This window comes from Bacillus sp. GZB, assembly GCF_001975995.1.
Classification (GTDB): Bacteria; Bacillota; Bacilli; order Bacillales; family Bacillaceae; genus Bacillus; species Bacillus velezensis.
The window spans coordinates 746567-766616 of record NZ_MTQG01000010.1; the positions used below are offsets into that span (position 1 = coordinate 746567).

A 20050-nucleotide genomic window follows, 5' to 3' on the forward strand; every position below is an offset into this window, starting at 1 on the left:
ATACGAATGCGTATTGCAGTAAGCGGAGGCGGAACCGGAGGACATATTTATCCGGCCCTGGCCTTTATTAAAGAAGTTCAGCGCCGGCATCCGGATGTGGAATTTTTGTATATCGGAACAGAGAACGGTCTTGAGAAAAAAATTGTTGAACGGGAAAATATCCCGTTCCGCGCCATTGAAATTACAGGTTTCAAACGAAAACTTTCTTTTGAAAATGTAAAAACCGTCATGCGTTTCTTAAAAGGCGTGACGAAAAGCAAATCATATTTAAAAGAGTTTAAACCAGATGCCGTTATCGGTACAGGCGGCTATGTATGCGGTCCGGTCGTATACGCCGCAGCAAAAATGGGAATTCCGACGATCATTCATGAGCAAAACAGCCTGCCCGGCATCACAAATAAGTTTCTCTCGAAATATGTTAATAAGGTGGCAATTTGCTTTGAAGAGGCAAAATCGCATTTTCCTGCTGAAAAAGTTGTGTTTACGGGAAACCCGAGAGCCTCTGAAGTCGTCTCAATTAAGACAGGCCGCTCGTTAACTGAGTTCGGGCTGAAAGACAATCAAAAAACGGTGCTCATTTTCGGCGGAAGCAGAGGCGCGGCTCCCATTAACCGTGCCGTTATAGATATGCAGGAAGAATTGAAAACGAGACCTTACCAAGTGCTTTATATTACCGGGGAAGTGCATTACGAGAAGGTAACGGCTGAGCTGAAAGGCGGAAAAGCCGCTGATAATATGGTGACAAAACCGTTTTTGCACCAAATGCCGGAGTACTTACAATCAATTGATGTCATTGTGGCCAGAGCCGGAGCGACGACGATTGCGGAGATCACCGCTCTCGGCATTCCGAGCGTGCTTATTCCGAGCCCGTATGTGACAGCCAATCACCAGGAAGTCAATGCGAAGGCGCTCAGCCAGCATGACGCTGCAATCGTACTGAAGGAAACCGAGCTCAGCGGAGAAAAACTGATCGCTGCGCTGGACAAAATCGTCATGAATGAAGAAACCTTAAAAGACATGAGTGAGCGGACAAAATCACTCGGTGTTCCGGATGCGGCAGCCAGACTGTACAGTATCATGGAAGACATAAAAAAATAGAGCAAATGGAATGCGGAGGTTTATGATGGAGAACGTAATTCAGGAATTAAGAGACCGCGAAGTCGGCAAAGTGCTGGAACAAGAACCGCTCGCGAACCATACAACGATGAAAATCGGCGGTCCGGCGGACATTTTGATCATCCCCAACCGTGTGGAAGCGGTCAAAGATATTATGGATATTGTGAAAAAACATGATCTGCCATGGACGGTTATCGGCCGCGGTTCAAATCTGCTCGTGCTTGATGAAGGCATAAGAGGAGTTGTCATCAAACTGGGCGCGGGTCTGGATCATTTGGAGATTGACGGCGATCAGGTGACGGTCGGAGGCGGCTATTCGGTCGTCCGGCTTGCGACTTCCATGAGTAAAAAAGGAATGTCCGGTCTCGAATTTGCAGCGGGCATTCCCGGATCAATCGGCGGAGCCGTCTATATGAATGCCGGGGCGCACGGATCTGATATGAGTGAGATTCTTGTGAAAGCCCGTATCTTATTTGAAGACGGCACAATCGAATGGCTGACGAACGAAGAGATGGATTTCAGCTACAGAACGTCTGTTTTACAGAAAAAACGCCCCGGTGTCTGTCTTGAGGCAGTTCTTCAGCTTGAGCAGAAGGAACGGGAAGCCATTACGGCGCAAATGCAGCAGAACAAAGATTACAGAAAAAATACGCAGCCGTATTCGAGCCCATGCGCCGGAAGCATATTCAGAAATCCGCTGCCGAATCATGCCGGAAACCTCGTTGAAAAAGCGGGATTAAAAGGACATCAGATCGGCGGAGCAAAAGTGTCCGAAATGCACGGGAATTTTATCGTCAATGCCGGCGGAGCGACTGCCAAGGACGTTCTTGACCTGATTGAATATGTGAAAAAGACAATCCGTGAGCAGTATGATGTTGACATGCATACAGAAGTTGAAATCATCGGAGGGAATCGTTAAAAGGTTCTCTGATTACATGAGCTCATGTGATATACTTTTAACAAATGTCAAACGGCATCACAGCATGCCGTTTGTTTTTTCAATCAGACGAATGTCAAGCTGTTTCATTCTTAGTGAGGTGGACAGGCAGTGAACCCAAATCATGAAAGAGAAAAAATCGTAAATATTGAAGAGCGGATTCCGAAAATCAAAGAGCAGCGGAAACAAAAAGCAAACCGCCGGCTGATTTCATTCATTGTGCTCTTTTTTATGATGGTGCTGATCATCGTGTACTTGCAGATGCCGATCAGCAAAGTGTCTTCTGTCACCGTTTCCGGAAACGAAAACGTGTCTGTAAAAGAGATCAACGCGCTTTCTGATATACATAACGGACAAACCGAGTTCTGGAGTCTGAACAAGAAAAAAACAGAAGAAAAGATTGAGCAGAATAAGCTGGTGAAAAAGGCGGAACTTTCAAAAGTATTTCCTAACAAAGTCAGCATTCACATTGAAGAATACAAGACGATCGCGTATCTGCAGCGACATGATGTGTATTATGAAGTGCTCGAAAACGGCACTGTGCTGCCGAACGAAGTCACGCCGGATGACGCGGGCCCGATTTTGGTTGACTGGAGAAACGCGAAAAAGCGGGTCAAAATGGCGGAGCAGCTTGATAAGCTTTCCGGTTCGCTTAAGCAGTCGATTTCTGAAATCTATTATACACCGGTAAAAATGGATCAGGACCGGATCAAGCTGTATATGAACGACGGGTATGTAGTTACCGCTTCTATTAAAACGTTTGCCGGCCGGATGAAGACCTATCCTTCTATCGTTTCCCAGCTGGATGGCGGGAAAAAGGGGATTATCCACTTAGAAGTCGCTACGTATTTTGAAGAATTTAACAAAGGTAAATCCGGCAAGAAAAAAGAAAATGATTAATAGTTCTAAAGAACTAATTTAAAGGCGGTTCAAAAGAATCTATTACAATCAGCGGGGCAGCCGATATAACCGATAGCGGAATCATTATGACTATGTTTGTTTTTGCCCGGGATATGGCTGCCGGACAAGCGGAAAATTCTCAATGCAATGGGCGTGTCTTCTGCAGTGAGCACTGCATTTGGAATTTTCCTCCTGTTTCTTCTTTTTTCGGATGTTTCTGGCAATATCTATAGCTTTTCTGGAGGTTCATCTTAGTGTAGACTAAGGGAAAGCGGATATATTTGCATCTGGATTGCACAGTATGACACCGTGACAAGAAATCTTACGGTAAGGTGGGCCGTCTCTAAAAAAAATAAAAAAAATGCGATATAAAAGAGGATATACATAGAATATAACGAATAGTTTCATTAAACATAAATTGTGAGAAATCAGATAAGAATTTGTTGATGCTGTTGTTTTTGTTACACACTTGTAAAGCCACATTCATTGTATTGTTGTTCCGCAAATAATAGAATAGAATTTGATCGAAATGTGAGGAGGTGCCATAGAATGAACAACAATGAACTTTACGTCAGTCTTGACATCGGTACGTCCAATACAAAAGTGATCGTCGGAGAAATGACAGATGATTCCCTTAACATTATCGGAGTGGGAAATGTACCGTCTGAAGGGTTGAAAAAAGGCTCAATCGTTGATATAGATGAAACCGTTCATTCTATAAGAAAAGCGTTTGACCAAGCTGAAAGAATGGTAGGTTTTCCGCTGAAAAAAGCCATTGTCGGCGTTAATGGAAATTATATTCATATTCAAGATACGAACGGCGTTGTCGCTGTTTCCAGTGAAAACAAAGAAATTCACGTTGAAGACGTCCGCAGGGTAATGGAAGCGGCACAGGTCGTGTCAGTTCCGCATGAGCAGCTGATCGTTGACGTCGTTCCGAAACAGTTTATTGTTGACGGAAGAGACGAAATTACCGATCCGAAAAAAATGCTCGGCGTGCGCCTGGAAGTAGAAGGCACGCTGATTACCGGCTCCAAAACGATCTTACATAATTTACTTCGCTGTGTGGAGAGAGCGGGCGTTGAAATTACTGATATCTGCCTGCAGCCGCTTGCGGCCGGTTCGGCGGCTTTGTCAAAAGACGAAAAAAACCTCGGAGTCGCCATGATTGATATCGGCGGCGGCTCGACGACGGTGGCGGTATTTGAACAGGGGCACCTGAAGGAGACAGCCGTCATTCCGCTCGGAGGCGAAAACATCACGAAAGATGTATCGATCGGATTGCGCACTTCCACCGAAGAGGCTGAAAGAGTAAAAAAACAATTCGGACATGCATTCTACGATGAGGCTTCAGAAGATGAAGTATTTGAAGTCACCGTCATAGGAACGAATCAAAAGCAATCTTTTACACAGCAGGAAATTGCCAATATTATTGAAGCAAGAGTGGAAGAGATTCTTGAGATTGCCGCAGCCGAAATTGAGCATATGGGAATTACAGATCTGCCCGGCGGCTTTGTGCTGACCGGCGGACAGGCCGCAATGCCCGGAGTGCTTTCATTGGCACAGGAAGTGCTGAGGCACAATGTAAGGGTCGCAAGCCCGAATTATATCGGTGTAAGAGACCCTCAGTATATGACGGGTGTCGGCTTGATACAATTTGCCTGCCGAAATGCCAGAATTCAGGGAAGAAAAATAGGCTTTCATATGCCGGAAGAAGCCGTGCAGGAAATCGCGGTCTCTCACGAAGAAGAACATCATCAGCGGCCAGAGGCGCAGCAGCGTCCAAAAGCAAAACAAAAAACACAAGCCGAACACAACAAACCGAGCAAAATGAAAAAACTATTAAGCATGTTTTGGGAATAGATTGATAGTCATTCGGCAGATTAGGAGGATTTAGCATGTTGGATTTCGAAACAAACATAGACGGCTTAGCATCAATTAAAGTAATCGGAGTAGGAGGCGGCGGTAATAACGCGGTCAACCGAATGATTGAAAATGAAGTACAGGGTGTAGAGTACATTGCGGTAAACACGGACGCGCAAGCTCTTAACCTGTCAAAAGCGGAAGTGAAAATGCAGATCGGGGAAAAGCTGACCCGCGGTCTCGGAGCGGGAGCGAATCCGGAAGTCGGCAAAAAAGCCGCTGAAGAAAGTAAGGAACAAATCGAAGAAGCGCTGAAAGGCGCTGACATGGTGTTCGTTACAGCCGGAATGGGAGGCGGTACCGGAACGGGAGCCGCACCGGTTATCGCGCAAATCGCAAAGGACTTAGGCGCTTTGACTGTCGGTGTCGTAACAAGACCGTTTACATTTGAAGGAAGAAAACGCCAGCTGCAGGCTGCAGGCGGTATCACGGCAATGAAAGAAGCCGTTGACACACTGATCGTTATTCCGAATGACCGCATTCTTGAAATTGTCGATAAAAACACACCGATGCTTGAAGCATTCCGTGAAGCTGATAATGTGCTTCGCCAAGGGGTGCAAGGTATCTCTGACCTCATCGCGACGCCTGGTTTAATCAACTTGGACTTTGCCGATGTCAAAACCATCATGTCCAACAAAGGTTCAGCATTGATGGGTATCGGGATCGCTACGGGCGAAAGCCGTGCTGCTGAAGCCGCCAAAAAGGCGATCTCCAGTCCGTTACTGGAAGCGGCAATCGACGGAGCGCAAGGTGTTTTGATGAACATTACGGGAGGTACAAACCTTAGCCTCTACGAAGTGCAGGAAGCAGCCGACATCGTCGCTTCTGCATCTGACCCTGATGTCAACATGATTTTCGGATCAGTTATCAATGAAAATCTGAAAGATGAAATCGTCGTCACCGTTATTGCGACCGGTTTTATCGAACAGGAAAAAGATGACTCAAAACCGCAGCGTCCGACTTTAAACCAAGGATTGAAGTCTCAAAGCCAAAACGCTGCGAAACGTGAGCCGAAACGAGAAGAAACACAGCATCAAAACACGGTGAACCGCCATACATCACAGCCGGCGGATGATGCCCTCGACATTCCTACATTTTTAAGAAACCGCAACAAACGCGGCTGATGTAAAAAAGGACAAGACCACATGGTTTTGTCCTTTTTCTTTTGTGCACAGTCTTCCTTCCTATCCCCGTAATCTACACAGTGAAAAAAGCAACTTTATACCTATGACGAATTGATTGTTTTTTAGTTTCATACGGTTTTCTACAGAATGTGACAATATCTGGATGGAAGATTGTCTACATTTAACGTACAGCATCGAAAATGACAAACGATTCCAATTATGAAGGAGGGATACACATTTTATAGGGCGTTACCAAATAAGGGGGGATACGATTGAAGAAAAAAACGAGAAACAGATGGACAGGCTCCGTTTTAAGCGCGATTGTCGTCAGTTCCCTGTTGTTTCCGGGTGCAGCCGGAGCGAACAGCACACCGGGAGCAGTTTCTTTCACCAAAGATCTTTCTTCCTCTAAGAGCATTCAGCATAAGATTTCCGATTCAGTCAAGAAGCGTTTTGAAAAAAATGATAAAGTCACGTTTCTTATCAAATTTAAAGAGAAAGCCAATACGAAAAAAGCGGTCAAAGAAGCAGAAAAAAACGCCAAGTCTCAATCGCTTTCCGCAGCAAAAACCGAATATCAAAAGCGGTCAGCCGTCGTTTCTTCTTTAAAACTGGCGGCTCATGAAGCGCAGCAGAATCTGAAAACATATTTGGAAAAACAAAAAAAGAAAGGCAAGGCTGATCACATCCATTCCTATTATATTGTCAACGGAATGGCAGTCACTGCTTCGAAAGAGGTAATGGAAAAAGCCGCCTCATTTCCTGAAGTAGAAAAAGTTCTTCCGAATGAAAAACGTCAGCTTACTCAACGACAATCAAAAGCTCCTTTTCAAATGAAGAAAAAACAAAAAGAGATCAAAGCAAAGGAAGGCATCGAATGGAATATCAGCCAAATTGATGCGCCGCAGGCCTGGGCCTCAGGATACGACGGAACCGGCACGGTTGTCGCCTCCATTGATACGGGAGTTCAGTGGGATCATCCGGCGCTTAAGGAAAAATACCGGGGTTACGATCCTGAAAATCCCGCAGCGCCGAATCATGAAATGAACTGGTATGATGCCGTGTCCCATAAAGACGCTCCCTACGATGATCTTGAACACGGCACTCATGTAACAGGGACCATGACGGGTTCAGAACCTGACGGCTCAAATCAAATCGGTGTGGCTCCGGGGGCGAAATGGATCGCAGTAAAAGCATTTTCAGATGACGGAGGAACCGATGCCGATATTTTGGATGCCGGTGAATGGGTGCTCGCGCCTAAAGATAAAAACGGCACGCCGCATCCCGAGATGGCGCCGGATGTTGTTAATAATTCCTGGGCAGGCGGTTCGGGAATGGACGAGTGGTACCGCGATATGGTGAATGCGTGGAGAGCGGCAGGGATTTTTCCGGAATTCTCTGCGGGAAATGAAGACTTATTTACACCGGGAGGACCGGGTTCAATTGCAAATCCGGCCAATTATCCTGAAGCATTTGCGACAGGTGCGACTGACATCGACAAGAAACTCGCTGATTTCTCACTTCAAGGCCCCTCACCGTATAATGAAACAAAACCGGACATTTCGGCTCCGGGAGTGAATATCCGTTCTTCGATTCCTGGAGGAACATACGAAGGCGGCTGGGACGGAACTTCAATGGCCGGGCCGCATGTGGCGGCGACGGCGGCTTTGTTAAGGCAGGCGAACGCCTCTATTACGGTCGATGAAATGGAAGACGTTTTGACGCGCACCGCGGAAAAGCTGACAGATTCCGTTTTTCCGGAATCACCGAATAACGGTTACGGCCACGGTCTCGTTAACGCTTTTGATGCCGTTTCTGCCGTAACGGACGGAATCGGGAGCGTAGAAGGCAAGGTCTCTTCTGCGGGCGAAGATCACAATCCGCCCAGCTTTCATCATGAACCGGTCTCAGTGGCTTACAAAGGGGCAAACCTTCCGTTGACGGTTACAGCAGAAGACGATGTAAGCGTAACTGAAGTCATCCTTTCCTATCAGTTTGATGAAGGAGAGCGGAAAACGACAGCCGCCGTTCAAAAAAGCGGTGATGAAAAAAAGGGAACATACCAGGCGGAAATTCCGGATGTAACGGGAAGCAAGATAAGTTATAAATGGACCATAAAAGATTTCGGAGGTCACTCTGTAGAATCTGATACGTACCGGGCTGACGTGAAACCGAGCATTACGGCGGGATACAAAGAGGATTTTGAATCACAGCCGGCGGGCTGGTCCAGTTACGGGACACATGACCAATGGGAATGGGGGATCCCGGGTTCAGGGCCCGGCGCCGCATTTTCCGGAGATAAAGTGTATGCGACGAATCTGTCCGGCCCTTATGCCGATTCAGCCAACATGAATTTGGTGATGCCTCCGATTCAAGTTCCGGAAACAGGACGGCTGTTTTTGCAATTTAAAAGCTGGCACAAGCTCGAAGAATTTTTTGATTACGGGTATGTGTTCGTTCTTCCGGAAGGAAAATCAAATTGGGAGCAGGCGGCCGTTTACAATGGTGACTCCGCAGGATGGAACGATGAAGAGGCAGATTTATCTGCGTATAAAGGCCAAAACATAAAGCTCATGTTTAATATGCAGTCAGACGAAGTACTGAATGAAGACGGATGGTATATCGATGATGTCCGGCTTTCAAGCAGCTCTCTCGGCAAGGCGGCTAAAAAAAGTAAGCACAATAGGCAAACACCTCCCGGCCACCTGAAGAAAAAAGCTGTCAGTCCGAAACAGGCCAAACCGGCAGTGAAATCACCCGGAAAAAGAGTAAAACGTGAAACAAACCTCCTGCCTCTCAGAGCGCAAATCAGTGTCGCCGAGACGGGGAAATCCGTATATTCCGACCCTGCAAGCGGAAGCTACAGCCTGTCGCATAAGGCGGGAAGCTATACGCTGAAAGCAGAGGCTTACGGATTTAAGTCCGCTTCGAAACAAGTTTCTATTCAATCAGACAAAACCGCACAGGCAGACTTTACACTGGAGCAAATGCCGTCCGGCACGCTAAAAGGAACCATCACCAATCAGTCAACAGGCAAACCGGTAAAAGGGGCTGCGCTTTATGTGGTCGAGGATGCCGCAATTGAACCGGCGGTGACAAACGATAAAGGGGAATATTCGCTTAAGGCGTACGAAGGCTCCTACACAATCAAAGTAGCGGCAAAAGGCTATTACAATAGCGAATTTTCTGTTGACATCAAAGGGGATGCTGAAAAAAACGTCAAGCTTAAGCCGTATATCGGTTATGAAGGGGAAATTGCCTATGATAACGGGACGGAAGAAGCCGCGCTGTCATATTTTAAAGCCGGCAGCAAATCTGCCGTTAAGATGACGCTTAAAGACGGAAAAGGACACGGTATGCTGACGGGAGGCCTTTTTAAATTTTGGGGCGCAGACTGGCCTGATCCGGGAGGTACCGAATTTCAAGCAGAAGTATATGATGCATCCGGCCCTGATGGAGCTCCGGGCAGCAAAATTGCCGGCCCGTTCCAAGCTGAAGCGCTTCGAAACGGAGAATGGACCAAAGTGGATCTCAGCTCAAAAGGAATCGCGGTCGGAAAGGATTTTTATCTTGTGTTCCGCCAGACGAAACCTGACCCTTATACACCTGCCCTGTCATCTGATGACGGCAGTCCGTACTCGAACAGAAACTGGCAATACCTCGACGGCCGCTGGTCTAAAACCGATAAATCAGACGGAAACTTTATGATCAGGGCTTTGGTCGACTACGAAGCTTCTGTGCCTGACATAACGTCGCCTGAAGACCGGTCATTTACAAACAAGAAGTCAATCACGGTGAAAGGAACGGCTTCACCAAAAACCGCTGTCCGTCTTACCAATAACGGTAAAACCGCCGCAGAAACGAAAGCAGATGCAGACGGCAATTTCCAGGCCGGCGTCACACTCACTAAAGATGCCAATCGGCTGACGGCAGCATCTGTGACAGACAGCGGGTCAACCGATGAGTCACGCCCTGTCACGGTCATACTGGATGAGGATAAGCCGGATGTGACGATTGACAGTCCGGCAAACGGTGATAAAACAAATAAAGAAACAGTGACCGTAAAAGGAAAAGTGCACGACGCCCATTTAAAATGGGTAAAGGTGAACGGAAAAAAAGCTGAAGTAAATAACGGTTCTTATCAAGCGAGAACCCTCCTGGAAAACGGCAGCAATGAGATCAAGGTCACGGCCTCAGATGAAGCGGGTAACAAAACAACGAAAAAGACGGTGATCGATGTCAATTACAATGCTCCCGTCATTTCCGGATTGGTTCCCGGAGCGGATAAGGAATTAAAAGCCGGAGAATCAGTGAAAATCGCTTTTTCAAGCGGAAAGAAATTAGACGCTTCCTTCGTTATCCGTCTGCCTCTGACAAACGCCCGGGCAGGGAGCCAAAACGCAACAGAGCTTCCGCTGAGAGAAATTTCTCCGGGACGATATGAGGGTTACTGGACGGCGACTTCTTCCGTCAAAGCAAGCGGAGCAAAAATTGACGTTATCGCTAGAGATGACTACGGAAATGAAACGAGACAGACGGCTAAAGGAAAACTTTATATCAATGAGTAAAAACAGAGCGCTGCCAGATCACGGCAGCGCTTTTTTAGTTGAAGCGGACAATAGGAAAGCAACCCTTTCGGCCCTCGACAAATAAAACGGTTATCCCTTAAAAATTGTACTTTACCCTCAACATTAATTGACAGACTTTCCCACAGAGCTTGCTTTATACTTATGAAACAAGAGAGAGAAACAGATATGTAAGACAAAAGAGGAAAGGGGTCAGATGTGAAAATCTATCTGGATGTCATTTGGCTGTTGAACTTTTGTTTTGATTCTCTTTTGCTTTTATTGACCGCCTTTATTTTAAAACGCCAGGTGAAAAAAAGAAGAGTGGCCGCCGGCGGTTTCATCGGGTCAGCCATTGTGCTTCTGATGTTTACGCCTGTTTCTCCCTTTGTGGAGCATCCGGCGGGAAAAATGGCGTTTTCAGTAGTCATCGTGCTTGCGGCTTTTGGCTTTAAACGGTTCCGATACTTTTTTCAAAATTTGTTCGCCTTTTATTTCGCGACTTTTCTCGTCGGCGGAGGAATGATCGGCGTACATTCCCTGCTGCAGACAGAATCAATTGTGCAGCAAGGCGTAATGGTCACAAGCCAGACCGGATTCGGCGACCCGATCAGCTGGATGTTTGTAGTTATCGGATTTCCGGCCATATGGTTTTTCTCGAAAAAGAGAATTGAAGACATCGAGACGAAGTCCATTCAGTACGATGAACTTGTCATGGTGCAGGCGGAATTCAGCGGACAGACAATCCGCGCGAAAGGGCTGGTGGATTCCGGGAATCAGCTGTATGATCCGCTGACGAAAACGCCGGTCATGATCCTTCACATTGACAAATTCGCTCCGATTCTCAGCGAAAAGGAAACGGACCTCATCAAATCCGCCAGTCCGCTTGAAGTGATAGAGCGGCTTGATGATTCGTTCCGCCATGCGGATAAGCTGAGGCTGATTCCATACAGGGGCGTCGGCCAGGACAATCAATTTTTACTCTGTTTAAAGCCGGATTACGTCACGATTTTAACAAAAGACGAAATGATCGCTTGTGAAAAATGCCTGATCGGCATCAGCACGAAACCATTATCCGCGGACTGTGAATTTGACGGAATCGTTCATCCGAAGATGCTGACAGGGAAGGCTGTAAAACATGTTTCCTGACGAAAAGTCTGTTATTCATCATACTCAAAACGCGTTGTATTTAGAAGGGGGAGGAAGATGAAAAAACTTAAGCTGCGTCTGACATATTTGTGGTATAAATGGCTGATGAAACTCGGACTGAAAAGCGATGAAGTGTATTACATAGGAGGAAGCGAGGCGCTGCCGCCGCCTTTGTCTAAAGAAGAGGAGCAGGTGCTCTTATTAAAGCTGCCGAGCGGGGATCAGGCGGCGCGGGCCATTCTGATTGAGAGAAACTTACGTCTTGTCGTTTACATTGCCCGCAAATTCGAAAATACCGGCATCAATATCGAGGACTTAATCAGCATCGGCACCATCGGTTTGATCAAAGCGGTAAACACTTTTAATCCGGAAAAGAAAATCAAACTCGCCACCTACGCGTCGCGATGTATCGAAAACGAAATTTTAATGTACTTGCGCCGAAACAATAAAATCCGTTCAGAGGTGTCCTTTGATGAACCGCTGAATATTGATTGGGACGGAAACGAGCTGCTGCTTTCGGATGTGCTCGGCACAGATGATGATATTATTACAAAAGACATTGAAGCCAATGTGGATAAAAAACTTTTGAAAAAAGCGCTTGAGCAATTAAACGAAAGAGAAAAGCAGATTATGGAACTGCGTTTCGGGCTTGTCGGAGAAGAAGAAAAAACACAAAAAGATGTAGCCGACATGATGGGGATTTCACAATCTTATATCTCCCGGCTCGAAAAGCGGATTATCAAAAGACTGAGAAAAGAGTTTAACAAAATGGTGTAAAATTTTTTCCATCTTACAGCCCTTACTGCTGCAAGGATTGCCGCAACCGGATGTTTATTTCTGTAAAATGGCGGTGCATATTTTTCCCACCCGAGGAGATACTTAACGTTGTACAGCAGCTCCTAGTGGGAGGGAAAAACGTGTCAAGAAATAAAGTCGAAATTTGCGGGGTGGATACCTCCAAATTACCGGTGCTCAAGAATGAAGAGATGAGAAAGCTGTTTAGGCAATTACAGGATGAGGGCGATGATTCAGCGAGGGAAAAGCTTGTAAACGGCAATCTGCGCCTTGTCTTAAGCGTCATTCAGAGGTTTAACAACAGAGGAGAGTATGTTGATGACTTATTTCAGGTCGGCTGCATCGGACTAATGAAATCCATTGATAATTTTGACCTAAGCCATAATGTTAAGTTTTCAACATACGCTGTACCGATGATCATCGGAGAAATCCGCAGATATTTGCGGGATAACAATCCGATCCGCGTCTCGAGGTCGCTTCGCGATATCGCATATAAAGCGCTTCAAGTAAGAGAGCGGTTAATCAGTGAGACAAGCAGGGAGCCGACAGCAGAGGAAATCGCCAAAGTTCTTGAAGTGCCCCATGAAGAAATTGTGTTTGCCCTTGACGCCATCCAGGATCCGGTTTCACTGTTTGAGCCGATTTATAATGACGGCGGCGATCCGATTTACGTGATGGACCAGATCAGCGATGAGCGCAACAAGGATACACAATGGATTGAGGAGCTGGCTCTGAAAGAAGGCATGAGAAGACTGAACGAACGGGAAAAAATGATTTTGCGAAAGCGCTTTTTCCAAGGGAAAACCCAAATGGAAGTCGCTGAAGAAATCGGCATATCCCAAGCTCAGGTCTCCAGGCTTGAAAAGGCAGCCATTAAACAAATGAATAAGAATATCCATCAATAACGGAAAAAGCCTTTAAACCTTGTTTAAAGGCTTTTTTCGTGCGATGGTTTACGTTTGCAAAAAAGTAATGTATTCTAATGTGTAAAAGTTTTTAGAAAATTTAAACAAAGCAAACGGGGGAAACTGCAATGATTTTACAGCTGGACAGTGTGTCATTAAAAAGAAACGGGAAATGGATTTTGAAAGATATTAACTGGCGCGTCGAGAAAAACGAAAATTGGGTGCTGTACGGATTAAACGGAGCCGGAAAAACGGCTTTGCTGAATATGTTATGCTCTTATTACTTCCCCACTTCAGGAGAGATGCAGGTGCTCGGCCATCAATTCGGCAAAACAGAGCTCGGTGACAGGCTCAGAAGGAAAATCGGCCTTGTTTCGGCAGGTCTTCAGCACAAATTATATGCCGCGGACTCCGCTTTTGAAATCGCCCTCAGCGGCGCGTACGCCTCAATCGGGCTGTACGAAACTCCGAGTGAGCAGGTAAGGGAAAAAGCGATCGGTCTTCTGAAGGATTTGGGCGCCATCGGTTACGCCGACAGACGGTATGAAACATTATCACAAGGGGAAAGACAAAGAGCGCTGATTGCGCGGGCGCTTATGGCTGATCCGGAACTGCTGATTTTGGACGAACCCGTGACGGGTCTTGATTTTATGGCAAGGGAGCAGCTGCTGGACACGATTACGTCGATCGCCGAAAAAGAAAATGCGCCGTCCATCCTTTATGTCACCCATCACGCTGAAGAAATTCTGCCGGTGTTTGATCAGGCGCTGCTTTTAAAAAAGGGCGAGGTGTTCGACTCCGGGAAAATCAGGGACATGCTTTCTGACGAGCGGCTTACAGCGTTTTTCGATATGCCTGTCAATGTCTTATGGAACAATGGCCGCCCGTTTTTAACACGTGCAAAAGAGGCATCATCCGTAAAATAACATAAATTCACCCTGGGGGTGCTGCCATGCGGCTGAGAGAGACGTTTGTCTCAACCCTTAACGGACCTGATCCGGATCATGCCGGCGGAGGGAAGCGGTGAAAAAAGCGGAGGAAGATCCGTTTTTTACCCGTTTCATTTCATGAATGAAACGGGTTTTTTGATACATCCAAAGGGGAGATTTCCAATGCATCAGATTGATATGCTGTTACACCAGGCGGAGAAACGGCGGCACGACTTCATACATATTGCTGAAAGACTGATAGCTTTTCCCACTCCGGCCCCACCAGCAAGAAATACGGCAGAAGCCCAAAAGTGGGTGGCCGGCTTTTTAAAAGAAACGGGCTGCTCGGTCGATATGTGGGATGTGTATCCGGAAGATCCGAATGTAGTCGGTGTTTTAAAAGGGACAGATTCAAGCAGGCATCAAAGCCTGATTTTAAACGGACACATTGATGTGGCAGAAGCCGGGGGCGAAGACTGGCACTCTGACCCGTTTCAGCCGTTCGTAAAAGACGGCATGCTGATCGGAAGGGGCGCCGCTGATATGAAAGGGGGGTTGGCGTGTGTTCTTTTCTCTCTGAAGCTGATCCATGATGCCGGCATTAAGCTTCCGGGCGACCTCATTGTACAGTCTGTAATCGGAGAAGAAGTCGGTGAGGCGGGGACGCTGGAATGCTGCAAACGCGGCTATCACGCGGATTTTGCGGTTGTCGCGGATACGAGCAGCCTGCATATTCAAGGGCAGGGCGGTGTCATCACCGGCTGGATAGAATTGAAAAGCAAACAAACATTTCATGACGGCATGAGGCGCAATATGATTCACGCGGGCGGAGGCACATTCGGAGCGAGCGCCATCGAAAAAATGGCGAAAATCATCGCTGCCTTGGGAGAGCTGGAGCGCCACTGGGCGGTAACGAAAAGCTATCCCGGCTTTGCGCCCGGCACCAATACGATCAACCCCGCCGTCATTGAAGGCGGAAGACACGCAGCGTTTGTCGCCGATGAGTGCCGGTTATGGATCACCGTCCACTTTTATCCGAACGAAACGCACGAAAAAGCAGCCGCAGAAATCGAAGACTATATCAATCGTGTCGCTGACAGTGATCTGTGGCTCAAAGAAAACAGGCCGGTGTTCAAATGGGGCGGATCTTCGATGATTGAAGACAGAGGAGAGGTGTTCCCGGCGCTGGAAATCGACCCGGACCATCCGGCAGTTTCTGTCTTGGCTGCATCACACTCAGCCGTCAAAAAACAGGAGCCCGTCATTGATGTTTCCCAAACCGTAACTGACGGAGGGTGGCTTTATCATGCCGGGATTCCGAGCGTCATATACGGTCCCGGCGATTTAAAAAACGCCCACTCCGTAAACGAGGAAGTGTCTGTTGATGAGCTTATGGACTATACGAAAATCATGCTGAGATTTATCCTCGGCTGGTGCAGCCGCAAAAAAGATTGCCCGATGTGACAAGGTTCAGCCCGGCCGTTCATATAATAGGAAAAAGAACGGGCAAAGGGCGTGATACGGATGATCAGCATATCTGAATTTCAAATAAAAGATGTGGTAAACGTGTCGAACGGAAAAAAACTCGGAAGCATCGGTGATATTGATATTAACGTGACAACGGGAAAAATTCAGGCGATTATTTTAGGCGGCAGCGGAAAAGTTCTCGGTTTTTTCGGAAAAGAAGAGGAAATGATCATTCCTTGGCGAAATATAGTTAAAATTGGGGAAGATGTCATCTTAGTGCGTGTAAACGAACCAAAGGGGGGAGCGTAATCCTCCCTTCACTTGTAAAATGCCGGAAATCTCAATGTTTCCGGCACATTTATTTATCTCATTTTTCAATCAGCCGCTAAACGTATGCTCAAAATTGTGTTAAAATGATTGGGAAATTACGCTTTTTTAATGTTTGTCGAAAGGTTGGATCTCCATGAATACATATCACCCGTTTAGTCTTACCACCCCCTCGGCACTCATGATAGAAGACTGGAACTGTGTGAATCAGCTTAACACAAAGGTCATCGCCGGATTCACAACGAAAAACGGCGGGGTCAGCAATCCTCCGTATGAGTCATTAAATACCGGATTGCACGTCCGGGATGAAGCTCATGATGTTGTGACAAACCGTGAAGTCATAGCGTCCTTATGCGGTACTGATCTGGATTCCTGGGTGTTCGCCGACCAGACACATGAAAACCGCGTCCGGCGCGTGACAGCCGGGGATAAAGGAAAAGGAGCGAGAGACTATTCTTCCGCATTCCGCGGGACGGATGGGCTCTACACGAAAGATGCGAATCTTTTTTTGGCCCTTTGTTTTGCGGACTGTGTGCCCTTGTATTTTTATGACCCGGTAAAATCCATTATCGGCGCTGCCCATGCCGGGTGGAAGGGGACGGTCAAACAAATCGGACGCATCATGACGGAACGCTGGGTAAACGAAGAAGGCTCCCGTTTAACAGATATTCAGGCTGTCATCGGTCCGTCCATCAGTGCGGGAAGCTATACAGTCGACGATCGCGTCATCAATGAAGTGCGGGCGCTGCCTTTTACGGCTGAATCCGCTATATGCGAAACGGAAAAAGGCCAGTATCAGCTTGATTTAAAAGAGGTCAACCGTCTTCTTCTGATACATTGCGGCATTCCGGAAGAAAACATTTCAGTCAGCGGTTTATGCACCGAACGAGAGCGTGAACTATTCTTTTCACACCGCCGCGACAAAGGGAAAACGGGACGCATGATGTCCTTTATCGGAATGAAGGAGGCGTAAGATCTTGCGTGTTGCTGATCAATTACGACATATAAACGAAAGAATAAACGAAGCATGTAACAGATCGGGCCGAAGCCCCGAAGATGTTACCGTCATCGCGGTTACAAAATACGTATCAGCCGAAAGGGCTCAAGAGGCCGTTGATGCCGGTATTACAAGTCTGGGAGAAAACCGGGATGCCGAGCTTATCCATAAGCAGGAAGTCATCAAAGGCAGCCCGGAGTGGCACTTTATCGGCAGTCTTCAGTCCAGAAAGGTGAAGGCCGTCGTTGACCGTGTATCTTATATTCATTCCTTAGACAGACTGTCATTGGCAAAAGAGATTGAAAAACGGGCGCAGCATACGGTTCGCTGTTTTGTGCAGGTGAATACTTCGCTTGAGCCGTCTAAGCACGGTTTGAAAACAGAGGAGGTCATCCCCTTTATCAGAGAGCTTTCTGAGTTTAGAAACATTTCTGTAGAGGGCCTGATGACGATGGCTCCCCTGACAGACGATACAGAAACGATCAGAGCCTGCTTCCGGCAATTGCGTGATCTGAGGGATCAGGTGCAAAAACTGAATCAGACAAACGCACCGTGCCGGGAACTGTCAATGGGCATGTCAAATGATTATGAAATCGCTGTTGAAGAGGGCGCAACTTTTGTCAGAATCGGCTCTTCATTAGTCGGAAATGAACCGGGGGGTGTAAACAAATGAGCATGAAAAATAAACTGAAAAACTTTTTCTCAATGGATGAGGAGGAGTACGAGTACGAATACATTGAAACAGAGCAGGATCATCAGGAAGAGCATGAACAGCAGAAAGATAAACAGCCTGCTTACGCTCAGAAGCCGCAGGGCAAGCAGAACGTAGTAAGCTTGCAAAGTGTTCAGAAATCCTCTAAAGTGGTGTTGAGTGAACCGCGTGTATATGCGGAAGCGCAGGAAATCGCCGATCATTTAAAGAACAGGCGTGCGGTTGTCGTCAATCTGCAGCGCATCCAGCATGATCAGGCGAAAAGAATCGTCGACTTTTTAAGCGGTACCGTCTACGCCATCGGCGGCGACATTCAGAGAATCGGTTCAGATATTTTTCTGTGCACGCCTGATAATGTCGACGTTTCCGGCACGATTTCGGAGCTTATAAATGAAGACGAACATCAGAGGTGGTAAAGCAGGATGATTCTTTATCAAATTTTTTCCGTTCTGAGTTATTTAATTTACATCTACTCGTTTGCCCTGATCATCTATATCTTTATGTCATGGGTGCCGAGTACGAGAGAAACGGCGGTCGGACGGTTTCTCGCAGCGATTTGCGAACCGTATTTAGAGCCGTTCAGAAGGATCATTCCGCCCATTGCCATGCTGGATATATCCCCGATTGTAGCGATTATCGTGCTTCGGTTTGCCACGACGGGACTTTGGGGCCTATACCGCATGATCGCAATGTATACTTGAATGCGACAGTTTGATACGGGCTTGGCACCAGCCAAGCCTCTTTACATAGAAAGGAAAGAACATGAGCGATATTTACCAGCACTTCAGACAAGACGAGCAGCCTTTTATTGATCAGGCGCTTGAATGGAAACAGATTGTCCTGGACCAGTATCGGATGAAGCTGACTGATTTCTTAGATCCCAGAGAACAGGTCATTGTAAAGGCCGTTATCGGCGACGCCTGCGGTCTTGCGTTTTTCGGAGGATATGACAGAGCTGAGCGCAAACGCGCGATTTTATACCCTGAATATATGGAACCTGAACAGGATGATTTTGAGCTTCGGGCTTTTGACGTTCAATACGCTGAAAAATTCGTCAGCATTGACCACCGCTCTCTTCTCGGATCATTAATGGGGATCGGCTTAAAGCGGCAGAAATACGGCGATCTGATTTTCTCAGAGGAAGCCGTGCAGCTGATCGTCTCCGGTGAAATCGCCGATTTTGTCAGCACTCAGCTGACCAAGGCGGGCAAAGCGCCGGTAAAGCTTGAGAAAATCGAGCTTTCCGCTCTTCACATTCCCGCTTCAGATGTCGAAATAAGGGATGACACGGTTTCTTCATTGCGTCTCGACGCCGTCTGCGCTTCAATGAGCAGGCAATCCCGTCAGAAAGCGCAGGCGCTTGTGAAAAACGGGCTCGTTAAGGTGAATTGGAAAGCCATTGAAGATCCGTCTTATCAGGTTGCTGAAGGGGACATGCTCTCGATTCGCGGCTTCGGACGATGCAGTTTGGCAAAAGTTGACGGAAAAACGAAAAAAGACAAATGGAAAGTTACATTTGAACGGCAAAAATGAGTCGTTTTTTCAGTTTTTTTCTCCATCTGTGCCGTATTTGTTTTATAATGTGAACTAGATAACCGTACTGAAATGTAAAAATGGAGGTGGCAATATGCCATTAACGCCGAATGATATCCATAACAAAACGTTTACAAAAGGTTTTCGCGGATATGATGAAGACGAAGTAAATGAATTTTTAATGCAGGTCAGAAAAGATTACGAAATCGCACTCCGTAAAAAAACGGAGCTTGAGGCGAAAGTGAACGAGCTGGACGAAAAAATCGGCCACTTTGCCAATATCGAAGAAACGCTGAATAAATCAATTCTCGTAGCCCAGGAAGCCGCAGAAGACGTAAAGCGCAACTCGCAGAAGGAAGCGAAGCTGATCGTCCGTGAAGCAGAAAAAAATGCCGATCGCATCATCAATGAGTCGCTTTCCAAATCAAGAAAAATCGCAATGGAAATTGAAGAGCTGAAAAAACAGTCTAAAGTCTTCAGAACACGTTTCCAAATGCTGATTGAGGCGCAGCTCGACCTGCTGAAGAACGATGATTGGGATCATCTGCTGGAATACGAAGTCGACGCGGTTTTTGAGGAAAAAGAATAATTTTCTGATTTTCTTGACATTCTCCGGCCCGTTCGAATATAATACGTTCATAAATTCAGATGAAAAGACGATTGAAAGGGAC

The 20050-nt window shown here is 46.8% G+C and carries 18 protein-coding genes and 1 riboswitch; all 18 genes read left to right on the plus strand.

Annotated elements, in window-relative coordinates:
• Window positions 1-6: 6 nt before the first annotated feature.
• The 18 genes from murG (at window position 7) to divIVA (ending at window position 19968) form a co-directional block, all read left to right on the plus strand.
• Window positions 7-1098, plus strand: coding sequence for an undecaprenyldiphospho-muramoylpentapeptide beta-N-acetylglucosaminyltransferase (gene murG / locus BXO87_RS03980; protein ID WP_014417719.1), 1092 nt, complete (start codon window positions 7-9; stop codon window positions 1096-1098).
• Window positions 1099-1123: 25 nt separating this feature from the next.
• Window positions 1124-2035, plus strand: coding sequence for a UDP-N-acetylmuramate dehydrogenase (murB, locus tag BXO87_RS03985; protein WP_015388267.1), 912 nt, complete (start codon window positions 1124-1126; stop codon window positions 2033-2035).
• 129 nt (window positions 2036-2164) lie between these two features.
• Window positions 2165-2953 (plus strand): cell division protein FtsQ/DivIB, encoded by a 789-nt coding sequence (locus BXO87_RS03990; protein WP_038457930.1) that lies wholly within the window; start codon window positions 2165-2167, stop codon window positions 2951-2953.
• Window positions 2954-3502: 549 nt separating this feature from the next.
• A complete protein-coding gene (gene ftsA / locus BXO87_RS03995) occupies window positions 3503-4816 on the plus strand; it encodes a cell division protein FtsA (protein WP_003154425.1) in 1314 nt (437 codons plus the stop codon).
• Between the two features lie 35 nt (window positions 4817-4851).
• A complete protein-coding gene (gene ftsZ / locus BXO87_RS04000; protein WP_003154424.1) occupies window positions 4852-6000 on the plus strand; it encodes a cell division protein FtsZ in 1149 nt (382 codons plus the stop codon).
• Between the two features lie 272 nt (window positions 6001-6272).
• Window positions 6273-10568 carry a S8 family peptidase gene (locus BXO87_RS04005; RefSeq protein ID WP_038457932.1) on the plus strand — a complete coding sequence of 1432 codons (4296 nt, stop codon included), beginning with the start codon at window positions 6273-6275 and terminating at the stop codon, window positions 10566-10568.
• A gap of 216 nt (window positions 10569-10784) precedes the next feature.
• On the plus strand, window positions 10785-11714 hold the full coding sequence (spoIIGA, locus tag BXO87_RS04010; protein WP_038457934.1) for a sigma-E processing peptidase SpoIIGA: 930 nt from the start codon (window positions 10785-10787) through the stop codon (window positions 11712-11714).
• 57 nt (window positions 11715-11771) lie between these two features.
• Window positions 11772-12491 carry an RNA polymerase sporulation sigma factor SigE gene (gene sigE, locus BXO87_RS04015; RefSeq protein ID WP_007409714.1) on the plus strand — a complete coding sequence of 240 codons (720 nt, stop codon included), beginning with the start codon at window positions 11772-11774 and terminating at the stop codon, window positions 12489-12491.
• 140 nt (window positions 12492-12631) lie between these two features.
• A complete protein-coding gene (gene sigG, locus BXO87_RS04020; RefSeq protein WP_003154420.1) occupies window positions 12632-13414 on the plus strand; it encodes an RNA polymerase sporulation sigma factor SigG in 783 nt (260 codons plus the stop codon).
• A gap of 128 nt (window positions 13415-13542) precedes the next feature.
• Window positions 13543-14340, plus strand: a complete 798-nt coding sequence (locus BXO87_RS04025; RefSeq protein ID WP_038457936.1) for an ABC transporter ATP-binding protein — start codon at window positions 13543-13545, stop codon at window positions 14338-14340.
• Between the two features lie 4 nt (window positions 14341-14344).
• Window positions 14345-14450: riboswitch (TPP riboswitch) on the plus strand.
• A 76-nt stretch (window positions 14451-14526) separates the two neighbouring features.
• The gene (locus tag BXO87_RS04030; RefSeq protein WP_038460727.1) at window positions 14527-15807 is read left to right on the plus strand and encodes an acetylornithine deacetylase; all 1281 of its coding nucleotides are present in this window, start codon (window positions 14527-14529) and stop codon (window positions 15805-15807) included.
• A 60-nt stretch (window positions 15808-15867) separates the two neighbouring features.
• Window positions 15868-16119, plus strand: a complete 252-nt coding sequence (locus tag BXO87_RS04035) for a YlmC/YmxH family sporulation protein (protein WP_003154415.1) — start codon at window positions 15868-15870, stop codon at window positions 16117-16119.
• Window positions 16120-16273: 154 nt separating this feature from the next.
• Window positions 16274-17110 carry a peptidoglycan editing factor PgeF gene (pgeF, locus tag BXO87_RS04040; protein ID WP_014304972.1) on the plus strand — a complete coding sequence of 279 codons (837 nt, stop codon included), beginning with the start codon at window positions 16274-16276 and terminating at the stop codon, window positions 17108-17110.
• A gap of 4 nt (window positions 17111-17114) precedes the next feature.
• Window positions 17115-17807: a YggS family pyridoxal phosphate-dependent enzyme gene (locus BXO87_RS04045; RefSeq protein ID WP_038457938.1), complete on the plus strand. Its 693-nt coding sequence runs from the start codon at window positions 17115-17117 to the stop codon at window positions 17805-17807.
• A complete protein-coding gene (gene sepF, locus BXO87_RS04050; protein WP_003154410.1) occupies window positions 17804-18262 on the plus strand; it encodes a cell division protein SepF in 459 nt (152 codons plus the stop codon). Before BXO87_RS04045 ends, sepF begins: the two co-directional genes overlap by 4 nt.
• 6 nt (window positions 18263-18268) lie before the next feature.
• A complete protein-coding gene (locus BXO87_RS04055) occupies window positions 18269-18547 on the plus strand; it encodes a YggT family protein (protein WP_003154408.1) in 279 nt (92 codons plus the stop codon).
• Between the two features lie 61 nt (window positions 18548-18608).
• Window positions 18609-19379 (plus strand): YlmH family RNA-binding protein, encoded by a 771-nt coding sequence (locus BXO87_RS04060; protein ID WP_038457940.1) that lies wholly within the window; start codon window positions 18609-18611, stop codon window positions 19377-19379.
• Window positions 19380-19473: 94 nt separating this feature from the next.
• Complete coding sequence (gene divIVA, locus BXO87_RS04065; protein ID WP_003154406.1) at window positions 19474-19968, plus strand: septum site-determining protein DivIVA; 495 nt, start codon at window positions 19474-19476, stop codon at window positions 19966-19968.
• Window positions 19969-20050 lie beyond the last annotated feature (82 nt).